Source organism: Chryseobacterium sp. C2(2020) (assembly GCF_014218915.1).
Lineage (GTDB): Bacteria > Bacteroidota > Bacteroidia > Flavobacteriales > Weeksellaceae > Chryseobacterium > Chryseobacterium mucoviscidosis.
Map to the genome: position 1 here is coordinate 1 of NZ_JACLCT010000039.1, position 11,466 is coordinate 11,466.

Annotated in this window: 9 protein-coding genes; 2 read left to right on the forward strand and 7 right to left on the reverse strand. The window is 35.8% G+C overall.

All coding sequences use genetic code 11. The features are described 5' to 3' along the window. Positions 1-255: 255 nt before the first annotated feature. Both H6W52_RS17575 and H6W52_RS17580 read left to right on the forward strand, forming a co-directional pair. Entirely contained in the window at positions 256-1,176 is a 921-nt protein-coding gene (locus H6W52_RS17575) for a M28 family peptidase (protein ID WP_116099418.1), read from the forward strand. Between the two features lie 172 nt (positions 1,177-1,348). Then, positions 1,349-3,187, forward strand: coding sequence for an ABC transporter ATP-binding protein (locus H6W52_RS17580; protein ID WP_116099419.1), 1,839 nt, complete (start codon positions 1,349-1,351; stop codon positions 3,185-3,187). Between the two features lie 245 nt (positions 3,188-3,432). Here the strand turns inward: H6W52_RS17580 and H6W52_RS17585 are convergent, their stop codons facing one another. The 7 genes from H6W52_RS17585 to rsfS all read right to left on the reverse strand — a co-directional run bounded on the left by H6W52_RS17585 (position 3,433) and on the right by rsfS (position 11,409). Beyond that, positions 3,433-5,223 (reverse strand): hypothetical protein, encoded by a 1,791-nt coding sequence (locus tag H6W52_RS17585; protein ID WP_123892006.1) that lies wholly within the window; start codon positions 5,221-5,223, stop codon positions 3,433-3,435. 184 nt (positions 5,224-5,407) lie between these two features. Then, complete coding sequence (locus H6W52_RS17590) at positions 5,408-6,385, reverse strand: helix-turn-helix transcriptional regulator (RefSeq protein WP_116099421.1); 978 nt, start codon at positions 6,383-6,385, stop codon at positions 5,408-5,410. A 349-nt stretch (positions 6,386-6,734) separates the two neighbouring features. Then, positions 6,735-7,391, reverse strand: coding sequence for a phosphatidylserine decarboxylase family protein (locus tag H6W52_RS17595; protein ID WP_108409246.1), 657 nt, complete (start codon positions 7,389-7,391; stop codon positions 6,735-6,737). A gap of 4 nt (positions 7,392-7,395) precedes the next feature. Further along, positions 7,396-8,268: a phosphatidate cytidylyltransferase gene (locus H6W52_RS17600; RefSeq protein WP_116099422.1), complete on the reverse strand. Its 873-nt coding sequence runs from the start codon at positions 8,266-8,268 to the stop codon at positions 7,396-7,398. 24 nt (positions 8,269-8,292) lie between these two features. Continuing rightward, positions 8,293-8,874, reverse strand: coding sequence for an LUD domain-containing protein (locus H6W52_RS17605; protein ID WP_076391567.1), 582 nt, complete (start codon positions 8,872-8,874; stop codon positions 8,293-8,295). A gap of 136 nt (positions 8,875-9,010) precedes the next feature. Further along, complete coding sequence (ftsH, locus tag H6W52_RS17610; protein WP_116099423.1) at positions 9,011-11,023, reverse strand: ATP-dependent zinc metalloprotease FtsH; 2,013 nt, start codon at positions 11,021-11,023, stop codon at positions 9,011-9,013. A gap of 23 nt (positions 11,024-11,046) precedes the next feature. After that, a complete protein-coding gene (gene rsfS / locus H6W52_RS17615; RefSeq protein WP_087708630.1) occupies positions 11,047-11,409 on the reverse strand; it encodes a ribosome silencing factor in 363 nt (120 codons plus the stop codon). Positions 11,410-11,466: the final 57 nt, after the last annotated feature.

The window sequence follows — 11,466 nt, forward strand, 5'->3', positions numbered from 1 at the left end:
TCAAAATAAAGATGAAGTTCTGCATCATGAGTTTCTGCTTTGAGGATATCAAAGTGTTCAACTAAAAATTCAGGAAGCAAAAACTTTAGTAATTCTTGATCGTTTAGCATTATACAAAGATAAAACTACTTAACATTCCTCCCCAACTTTTGAGACTGATCCAGGAGATGTATTCCTATTATTTTTCAACTGAATATATTTTTCCGTGCAACATTTCCGTTTATATTGCGACAGATTGTTTATAAATTATTAAAAATGAAAAAACTTACTTATCTTACTTTCTCGCTCTTTTCAATATTTTCTTTTGCGCAGGAAGTTTCGACAGAAAGAGTGCAAACTGTGCTTGCAACTCTGGCTTCCGATGAAATGAAAGGCAGAGAAATCGGAACTGCTGAAAATGATAACGCCGCCAATTATATCGCAAAACTTTTTAAAGAAAACAATTTAGATTTCTGTACCGGAAATTCTTATCTCGTTCCTTTTGACTACAAGGGAAAAACAGCTTATAATGTATGCGGCGTAAAAAAGGGTAAAACAGAAAAATTCTTAGGATTTTCCGGACATTTTGATCATATCGGAACCAGCAACAATCCTCAAGACAATATTTATAATGGTGCAGATGATGATGCAAGCGGAATTACCACTCTGGTAGGAATTGCAGATTATTTCAAAAATAAAAAACCTGAGTTTTCTTTGGTTTTCATGGCATTTAACGGAGAGGAAAAAGGAATGTTGGGTTCCAGAGCCATTTCAAAGGACGAAAATTTAAATCCGATTTATGATAAAATGACTGCGCTGTTTAATTTTGAAATGGTGGCAACAGAATCTGCATTCGGAAAAAACGCTTTGTTTATGACGGGTGATGAATTTTCGGATCTTGATGAACTGTTCAATAAAAATGCGGCAAACGGCTTAAAAATAAATCCTGATCCTTACGCTTCGGAACAGCTTTTCTACCGATCAGACAATGTGAGTTTCGTTAAGAAAAAAATTATCGCGCATTCTTTTTCTACGGTTGATATGACGAAAGCGACGCATTATCATCATGAAAACGATGATGTAAATGTGGTGGATTTCGAGAATTTAACCACCATCATCAATAATTTCGGGAAGACTTTAGACAAACTTTCGCCAAAGAATTTTGAACCGAAGTATAACGATAAAGTGAAATTTTAAAATTCGATATCTAAAGCCACCTTTCTTCGGGTGGCTTTGTTTTTTCTGAGAAATATCTGCACGAAAATCTGTAACAAAATACGTAGTACATCAACTTATTATAAAGTAAAAGTCGATTAAAAACGTCTTATCATTTTAATTACGTAATTTTGCTATCCAATTTTTTCATTGAATGAACGAATATAAAAAAATATTAAAATTCGCCAAACCACACCAGAAATACATTTTCGGAAGTTTATTTTTCAACTTATTATATTCTGTATTTCAGATTGCTTCTTTAGGAACCATTCTTCCTGTTTTGGGAATGCTTTTCGGAACTATTAAAAGAGAAGATTTTGAATCTCCGCCTGTTTATTCCGGAAACCTTACAGATTTATTTCCTTATCTTAAAAACTACTCCAATTACTACATCCAGACTTTGGTGGATGATTATGGTACGCTGAATGTTTTGGCTTGGCTCTGCGTCATCACGGCATTTATGTTTTTGCTGAGAAATCTTTTCAGATATTTAGGATCTTTCCTTTTGATTAATTATCGTGTTGGCGTTACCAAAGATCTGCGCGGAGAAATGTACCGTAAGGTTTTAGCTTTGCCGGTTTCATTTTTTACAGAGAGCAGAAAAGGAGATATGATGTCGCGTATGTCTAATGACGTAGGCGAAGTGGAAGGCAGTATTTTAGGAAGTTTAGTGGAGCTTATTAACGCTCCGTTTATGCTTGTGAGTACTTTAATAAGTTTGTTTCTGTTAAGTTCTGAATTAACACTTTTCTCCCTTCTGGTTTTACCGGTGATGGGAACTTTAATCGCGTTAATCGGGAAAAGTCTTAAAAAAGATTCCCACGAAGCGCAGAATGAAATGGGAACGATATTTTCTATTGTTGATGAAACTTTAAAGTCTTCAAAAGTAATTAAGATTTTCAGTGCAGAAAAGATCATGGATAACCGCTTTATGGGTTCTATGCAGAGATGGATCAACAGCTCAATACGATTGGGAAGAAAGAAAGAACTGGCATCTCCAATCAGCGAATTTCTGGGCTCTGTTACCTTCTTAATCATTGCATGGTATGGCGGAAAGCAGATTGTTGTGGAACACAGCATTGCGCCACAGGATTTTTTGGTTTTTTTAGGAATGTTCTTCCAGATTTTACCTCCGGTAAAAAGTTTATCGCAATCGATTTCTAACGTGCAGAAAGGAGAAGCTTCTTTGCACAGGGTTTTGGAAATTCTTGAAGCTGATGTAAAAATTGAAGAAGTTGCTGATCCTGTAAGTATTTCGACGCTTAATAAAGCCATTGAATTTAAAAATATCGGTTTTTATTATGATAAAGAACACGCCATTCTTAAAAATTTCTCTTTAAGTATTCCAAAAGGAAAAACGGTAGCTCTTGTCGGACAAAGCGGAAGCGGAAAAACAACGATCGCGAATCTTCTGGCAAGATTTTATGATGTTTCCGAAGGGGAAATTCTGATTGACGGGGTAAATATTAAAAATTTAAGGTTAAAAGAATACCGTAAGCTTCTCGGGATGGTTACCCAGGAATCTGTATTATTTAATGATACGGTGTACAATAATATTCTGATGGGGAAACCTGAAGCGACGAGAGAAGAGGTAATTGCAGCAGCTAAAATTGCCAATGCAGATAACTTTATCACAAATCTTCCGGATGGATATGATTCTAACATCGGAGATGACGGAGGAAAGCTTTCAGGAGGTCAGAAACAAAGGGTTTCCATTGCAAGAGCCGTACTGAAAAATCCACCGATTATGATTCTGGATGAAGCGACTTCTGCTTTGGACACCGAATCGGAAAGATTTGTTCAGGATGCACTGGAAAAGATGATGGAAAACAGAACCTCTTTGGTTATTGCCCACAGACTTTCTACCATTCAGAAAGCGGACTGGATTGTGGTAATGGAAAAAGGGGATATTGTAGAACAGGGAACGCATCACGATCTTATCGCGAAAAAAGGTGTTTATCACAAACTTGTAGAACTGCAGAATTTCGATTAGTTCTGTTTACAATAAAATTAAGAAAGAGTATTTCGAAAGGGTTAAAACCTGAGGAATACTCTTTTTTTGTTAAACGGATTCAGTTTCAATGCAAGATTAAAAACCAATATCTTTATGAGTCAGGTTTTCAAATTTCCAATTATGGCTTCATTTAAGCTTATTATTTCTACAAAACAAAAGCTTCTGCAACATGAACGATGCAGAAGCGACCTTTAAAAACTATATAATTGTGACTATTATATTCTTTATTGTGTATTTATCCCATTAAATTCAGCTTGTTTTATTGCCCATGCAAAAGCATTCGCAGAGATAATTGAATTATAAACATCCTGATCTAATGCATCTCCTCCTCTTCCATAAGAAGTTTTAACAACCGGTAAATTACTTCCGTTTACTTCAAAAGGACAAATAGTATCAGAAGCACCACAATTTGAATTAAAACCACCATCACCAATCCACATGAAATTCAGTGTTTTATGCTTAAATGCAGTGACTCTTCCCGCTGTACCTCCAGGTGAAGCCTGTGATAAATCAGAATCTGTAGAATATATATCTATTTCGCTGGAAGGAATACCTGATGCATAAGTAGTTGCTGAAGCATCTTCTCCCCAAGTCTTGCCTCTTGCATCACCAAAAGGTCCGTTTATAATTTCATCATTAATTACAGGAAGTCTGTACAAAGCACCTGCTGCATTTACACCACCTGTTGTAATGGTATTATCATTAAATACATACCTAAAAAGTCTTTGCATACCTGCATTGGATTCACTGAATGCCAAAACAACTCCTCCTTTCACCAAATAATCTGCAATAATATCTGCTTCAGCATCAGAAGGTGCCCATGAATATCCTATAACCATAATATCAACAGGACTTGAACCAGAAAGCCAACCTTGTAACTGAGCAATACTAGGACTATTTCCACCATTAATTCTTGTAAACCCTTCTGCTTTTACTACACTTGTTGCTGTAGTCCCAAAATTTGAGGCTGTAGAAATCATTCGTCCAGATGCTGCTATTCCTGAAAAATTATACCCATATACATTTTCTGACGTTCCTACTGCGAGTAATCTTTTAATTGGAATAACTACAACTACACTTACCGTACATGTTGTAGATACACCACCTTGGCTATCAGAAGTTATGGTAATTGTTTTAACCGAAGTAGAAGTAGGCGTGCCCGTTCCTTGTAAAGTAATGTTTTGATTTCCAGTTGCTGTAAAAGTTCCGGAACCACTAAAAGAAATTCCATCAACTGTATTAGTGGTAATCGTGTAACTTCCCAGAGAAGTAACATTTACAGGCAATGTTATTGTATTTGAAGCCGTGAGAGGTGTTCCTACTTTATATACACCATTTACTATTGCTTTTCCACAACTCATTGTATAGGTTGCTGCAGGGCTTAGAACAGTAATCGTAACTGGTGGTGTACACGTAACATCAACTCCATTGGCAGAAAGCTGTACTGTGTCTGTTTGTATCGCGGCAGGAGTTCCCTGTCCCGGAATTTGTATTGTTTGTATACCTGTGTTCAAAAAAACTCCTGTTCCATAGAAATTGTAACCGTTAGTTGTGGTGCCCATAATCGTATAATTTCCTATTTTAGTAACATTTACCGTCACACTAAGGTAATTGGATGTTGTTAATTCTTTTCCTTTTACGTAACTTCCCACAGCTTTTGTGTTAGAACAATCGATTGTAAAAACCGATTTTCCTATCTGTCCGCAGACGCTTTTCCATTCATTATCTGCAAGGCTCCAATAGTTCAGGCAGTCTTCTGTGGTATTGTAAACCGTAAGACCATCATCATTTGCCGAGTTGATGACTATGGCATTTCGCTGAGTTTCTGTAAGACGCGGAATGAGAATTCCCTTATTGCTATTTCCTGAAACAATGTCCAGAACAGAATTGGTATTGGGCGAAGAAGTATTAATCCCTACTGCTCCGTTGTACTGCGAAAAAAAATTTTCAAAAGCAAAGAACAGAACAATCAGTAATGTTCTTGCTAAACATCTGGTAATTTTTGTATTCATCATTTTTTATTTTTAGATTAAAATTTTAAATAAAGATTATAATCTCTGCAAAATTAGTCTCTGTAAAAATGATGTAACAAAATTTTTGATACGCAATATTACTCACGCGTAGTAAAACTCACACATTATTAATATTTTAACACAAATTCAGAATTCCGGATGATAAAAATCTGAAAACTGCATGGTCTTATATTTTAAGAAGAAAGCTGTTGATATTAATATCGGAAGGAATATTCAGTTTTTTTCGTATTCTGTATTTTTTACTTTCAACGGCTCTTATGCTGTTATTGGTACACTGGGCAATCTTTTTCGTATCAAAATCCAGTTTCATTAATGCACAAAAATAGAGTTCAGAATGAATGAGGTTAGGATTAATCTCTAAAATAGCGGGGATAAAACCCGGAAAAAAGATTTGAAATCTCTCAAAAAACAAAACTGAATTTTTCTCTGCCAGTCTGAATATTTCCTCAATATTTTCGTCCGTAAGATGATTCACCAGCATCTGGTTTTTCATGAGCTGAGTATTGGTTTTTATAAGGTCTTCAATTGTTGAATCCTTAATTTTTGTGTTTTTCATTAATCCGTTGATAAGTTCATCTTTCTGGCTTATAAATACCATATCTATTAAAAAAGAAACGATAGAAAATAAAATATTAATGAGTTTTATGGTAATGTAATCTTTGTTTTGTAAAAATTTGCTTCTCGGTAAAAAGCTAAAATCATAATAAAGACAGATAATAAAATTAAAGCTGATGAACAGAGCTAAAAAATAAATTTCAATCTTGTCTTTACGATAATTGAAGAAAAGAGGTATGGCAAACAGAATACTGAAATAGAAATATTCTATCCCTGCCATTTTTGATGTATAGATATTAAAAAAGCTTACAATAAGAGTAAGGAATACAAGAATGCTGGTAACTGTTATCTTGATATTCTTATGAGACTTTTTTACCTTATCTTCAATTGAGATCATCAATATCCAGAACAAGGTAATGATGATCAGAAAAACAGAAGCAATAATATCCCTGTAAAAAGTAATTATAAAAAGAGAATAAAATAAAAATATAAAAAAAAGAAAAAGTAAATAGCGATTAATTAACTGATCATAACCATTTTCAGAATTATCCACTTTTTCTCCTTTATGGAAGAAAAATTTGTAAATCATTGAGTGTGTTTTTTTAGAACTGAATTTATCGTTTAGTACTTTAAATTCAATATTGCAAATATACTAAAACCTGATAAACTATTTTTACCTTCAACCCAAACATCTTAAAACCCCGATTTTTACATTGAAGAATAAATTCCAATAAAGTAATACATCGAAATTATTGGTAAATTGTCTGGTGTCAATTAAAGGTAAATTTAGCAGATCAGAGGATCTTTTACACACTACACCTCCACTCAATTATACGTATGCGTAGTAAAGCGTAATAAAAGACTGTGCAAACTCTTAAAAAAACAAAAAGAGAGGCTAAAAAACCTCTCTCTGTATTATAATAATTTTGTATCAGATTCTATTCTTCCTTCATTCTGGCGATCACATCAAGACCTCCTTTCGTAATGTCCCCGATCTTACATACAATTTCTGTATCTAACGGAAGAAATACGTCCATTCTGGAACCGAACTTAATGAAACCGAACTCGTGTCCTGCTTTTGCCGTATCGCCCTCATTACAGTAGAAAACGATTCTTCTTGCCACATATCCCGCAATCTGTCTGAAAACCACTTTATGATTGGTTAAACTTTCCACCGCAACGGTTGTTCTCTCGTTTTCCGTAGAAGATTTTTCATGCCATGCCACAAGATATTTTCCCGGATGGTATTTCTTATAAATTACGTTTCCTGAAACCGGATATCGGCAGATATGTACATTAAGCGGAGACATAAAGATAGAAACCTGAATGGCTTTTCCTTTGATAAACTCATCCTCTTCTACTTCTTTTATCATTACCACTTTTCCGTCTACCGGAGCAATTACATTCTCTTTGTGATCGAGAATTTCACGATTCGGAACTCTGAAGAACCAAAATACTAAACTGTAGATTACCAGTAATGGCAGAATGATCACCAACGACCACATTTCAAGAAAATAAATCGCCAATGCGCCCAAAATGATGAACAGAATGGTGGCAACGGTAATGGTTCCTTTTGATTCTCTGTGTAATTTCATGAGATTAAATAAATTTTTCTAAAATAAAGTACAAATATACGACAGGAACACAAATAATAAAACTATCCAGCCTGTCTAATACGCCTCCATGTCCCGGAATGATGTTTCCGCTGTCTTTCACGGCAAAATTTCTTTTCAGTTGGCTTTCCACCAAATCCCCGATCGGCGCGAAGGCAGCAACCAGAAAACCTACCACCATCCAGTTTCCGCGAAGATCCGGATGATAATGTTCTACAAAGTAAGACAGGATTAAAGTAAGAACAACACCACCAATATAACCTTCCCATGTTTTTTTAGGAGAAATTTTAGGCGCCATTTTATGTTTTCCGAAGAATTTTCCGGTTAAATAAGCAAAGGTATCACTGCTCCAGATCAGGATGAACAGAAACAGAACTTCTAAAGAAAAACTGTCGTCATAGCTTGTAAATTTAGGAAGTCCCAAAGCAAAGCTGAAAGGCAGCGCTACATAAATTACGGTGAAAATAAGCTTTCCGCTGTCAAAATATAATTCGTTCGGGAATTTAAATAACGTAACGGCAGCAATCACGATAAGAACCATTGCAAGGATTTCACTCAGTCTGAAATCAAAAAAGAAATCAAAATTGAAATACCTTTTCGAGAAGACATAAAAAATAAAAATCACCAAAGGAAAAACAACAAATCGTTCATAGCCTTTCCCGAATTTCATGATTTTAAAACATTCCCAAGAACCGACTCCCATTAAAAGAGAAATTAATCCATAATAAAGATATTGCTGCTTTACAAGATCCGGAGAAATACTGTTGATTAACTGGGCTCCAAGCGGAGTGGTACAAAGAATAATAACTGCTACGTAAACAATTCCTGATAAGGTTCTTTGAATGAGATTTTTGTCCAAGATGTTAAATTTTAAATCTGATGCTTAATCTTCAAGCAACAATAAAAACAGTTTTGTGTTGGTATGGGAAGAAGTATCCATTTTCGACTGTCCGCCGCTGATGGAAGTAAGATTTTTGATATTTCCGTTTCTTTTGATCTTTCCCATGGCATCATTCAGGTTGTTCACAATCTGTGAAATATTCGCCATAATGATAATTTTATCCGGCAGTCTGGAAGAATGATAATGAAGGATATTATTGTGAGAAAGCATAATTCTTCCGTCGTACGCAATAAGATATTCGCAGGTAATGAAACTTGCATCGTTATTACTCTGAAGTTCAGAAGTATACGGTGTCTTTACCACATTCAGGAAATTCTGAAGGTCTTTATCCCAACAGAATATATTGTGAATTCCTTCAATTTTAATAATCTGGTTCAAAGTCTGTAACGCCTCCGCTTCATCAGCACAGTAGTTAAAAAAACCTCCGGAATGCGTAAACAGTTGGGCAAACTTATAGTCGAGATCCGCATTTTTCAGGGAATCTCCTAACTTTTCCAGACTCTGCTTTTCTTCCTGCTCAGGCTGGTTGGTAAGTTTGCTTACAATCTTCTTAAATAAATTCAATTTGATCTATTTTTAGTCAACTTTATACAAAAATATAAATTAATCATATAGAAATCCAAAAACATACCGAGAAATATAAAAAAACCCGACAATTTTGGAACTGTCAGGTTTTGTGTTATTTAAATTCTAAGAAATTTTAAAGCTGTGTAGGGCTTTCAGGAGCCTGAATTTCGCTGTCTCCTTCTTTCTCTTCAACAAGAATCTGTTCTTGTGGTTCTTTACCATCCGGAATCGTATTGGTAACAGGTTTCTCTGTTAATTCGGGATCCCATGCTCTTTTTCCGAAAATTTCTTCAAGATCTTCACGGAAGATTACTTCTTTTTCTAACAGCTTACTTGCCAAAGCATCAAGCTTGTCTTTATTCTCAGTTAAAATCTGAACTGCTCTGTCATACTGATTTTCGATAATTCCTTTGATCTCAATATCAATTTTCTTCGCTGTTTCTTCAGAATAAGGTTTTCCGAAAGAATATTCAGACTGCCCTGAACTGTCATAGTAAGAGATATTCCCGATATTCGGACTCAAACCGTAGATGGTTACCATTGCCTGAGCTCTTTTCGTTACACTTTCAAGATCAGAAAGCGCTCCTGTAGAAATATTATTGAATATCACCTGCTCTGCAGCTCTACCTCCCAATGTTGCACACATTTCGTCCAACATTTGTTCTGTAGTTGTTAACTGTCTTTCTTCCGGAAGATACCAAGCTGCTCCCAAAGAACGTCCTCTCGGAACAATAGTTACTTTCAATAGCGGTGAAGCGTGTTCTACCAACCATGAAATCGTGGCGTGCCCTGCTTCATGATAAGCAACTCTTCTTTTTTCAGAAGGTTTAATGGCTTTATTTTTCTTTTCAAGACCCCCGATAATTCTGTCAACCGCATCAAGAAAATCCTGTTTCGTTACCGAAGTATGGTTATTTCTTGCGGCAATTAATGCTGCTTCATTACAAACATTCGCAATATCCGCTCCACTGAATCCCGGTGTTTGTTTTGCCAGGAATTCGCGGTCTACATTATCATCAAGTTTGATTTTCTTTAAATGAACATCAAAAATCTGTCTTCTTTCGTGCAATTCCGGAAGATCTACATAAATGGAACGGTCAAAACGTCCGGCTCTCATTAAAGCTTTATCCAGAATATCCGCTCTGTTGGTTGCAGCCATTACGATAACATTCGTATCGGTTCCGAAACCATCCATTTCAGTTAAAAGCTGGTTCAGCGTATTTTCTCTTTCGTCGTTTCCGCCTGAGAAATTATTTTTTCCTCTTGCACGTCCGATGGCATCGATCTCATCAATAAAGATAATCGCAGGAGATTTTGCTTTTGCCTGAGCAAAAAGATCTCTTACTCTTGAAGCTCCTACCCCGACAAACATTTCCACAAAATCTGAACCTGAAAGCGAGAAGAAAGGAACTTTTGCCTCTCCGGCTACTGCTTTTGCCAATAATGTTTTACCGGTTCCCGGAGGTCCCACCAAAAGAACCCCTTTCGGAATTTTACCTCCCAGTTTGGTATATTTTTCTGAGTTCTTAAGGAAATCCACCACTTCCTGAACCTCTTCTTTAGCACCTTCAAGACCTGCAACATCTTTAAATGTTACCTGAATTCTTTCTTTTTCGTCAAAAAGTTTCGCTTTAGACTTTCCGATGGAGAAAATCTGTCCGCCGGGTCCGCCTCCGCTTCCCATTTTTCTGAAAAGAAGGAAATAGAAAATTCCTAAAATCGCAATCCAGATTAAAGCCTGAATTAAAAAGCTCGTTAACGGACTTTCGCCTTCCGCATAATCTTTAGACGTTTTTATCGCCGGATTTTGCATTCTGATGGCATCAAATTTTTCAAGGAAAAGTCTAAGATCTCCATATTTAAGCGAGTAATCTGCCTTTGGAGCCATCATAAGCCCCGAAAAAGGATTAGATTTATCGTCTTTTTTTACGGTAGCTGTTTTGGCAGCCTGCGTTAAAAATACATCAGCTTTCTGAGCCTGTTTGTCAATTAAAACTCTCTGGATTTTTCCTGCCTGCATTTCTCTGAAGAAACCGTCTTCATCAATTGTCTTACCTGTGCTGTCGCCCATAGAATTGGCAACAAAGAACAGCACAAGTGCTACAATCATGATAGGAAAAAACCAGTTAAATCCTTTATTGTTCATTTATACTTTTTAAAATTTAATAATTAATTTTCGATTCTCGTAATCACAGCATCTCCCCAAAGTTCTTCAATATCATAATACTCTCTTACTTCTTTCTGGAAAATGTGGACTACCACGGAAACGTAATCTACCAAAACCCACATGGAATTTTCGGTACCTTCTACGTGCCAAGGTCTGTCTTTAAGGTCGTTTCTTACTTTTTTCTCTACACTTCCCGCCAACGCCGAAACCTGCGTATTTGAGTTTCCGCTGCAAATGATGAACGTTTCTGCTACTGAATTTTCGATATTGGAAAGATCAAAGATCATGATATCTTCACCTTTTACATCCTGGATAGCCTCTACAATTTTATCTATTAGCGCTTGTTTTTCTACTGTTTTATTCATTAAAAAATACTATAATCTGCAAATTTATTGTTTTTCTTTTACTTTAGCCTTATTTTT

Coding starts and splice junctions, on each gene's coding strand:
- H6W52_RS17575 (WP_116099418.1), top strand. CDS start 256: ATGAAAAAACTTACTTATCTTACTTTCTCGCTCTTTTCAATATTTTCT.
- H6W52_RS17580 (WP_116099419.1), top strand. CDS start 1,349: ATGAACGAATATAAAAAAATATTAAAATTCGCCAAACCACACCAGAAA.
- rsfS (WP_087708630.1), bottom strand. CDS start 11,409: ATGAATAAAACAGTAGAAAAACAAGCGCTAATAGATAAAATTGTAGAG.
- H6W52_RS17595 (WP_108409246.1), bottom strand. CDS start 7,391: ATGAAATTACACAGAGAATCAAAAGGAACCATTACCGTTGCCACCATT.
- H6W52_RS17585 (WP_123892006.1), bottom strand. CDS start 5,223: ATGATGAATACAAAAATTACCAGATGTTTAGCAAGAACATTACTGATT.
- H6W52_RS17590 (WP_116099421.1), bottom strand. CDS start 6,385: ATGATTTACAAATTTTTCTTCCATAAAGGAGAAAAAGTGGATAATTCT.
- ftsH (WP_116099423.1), bottom strand. CDS start 11,023: ATGAACAATAAAGGATTTAACTGGTTTTTTCCTATCATGATTGTAGCA.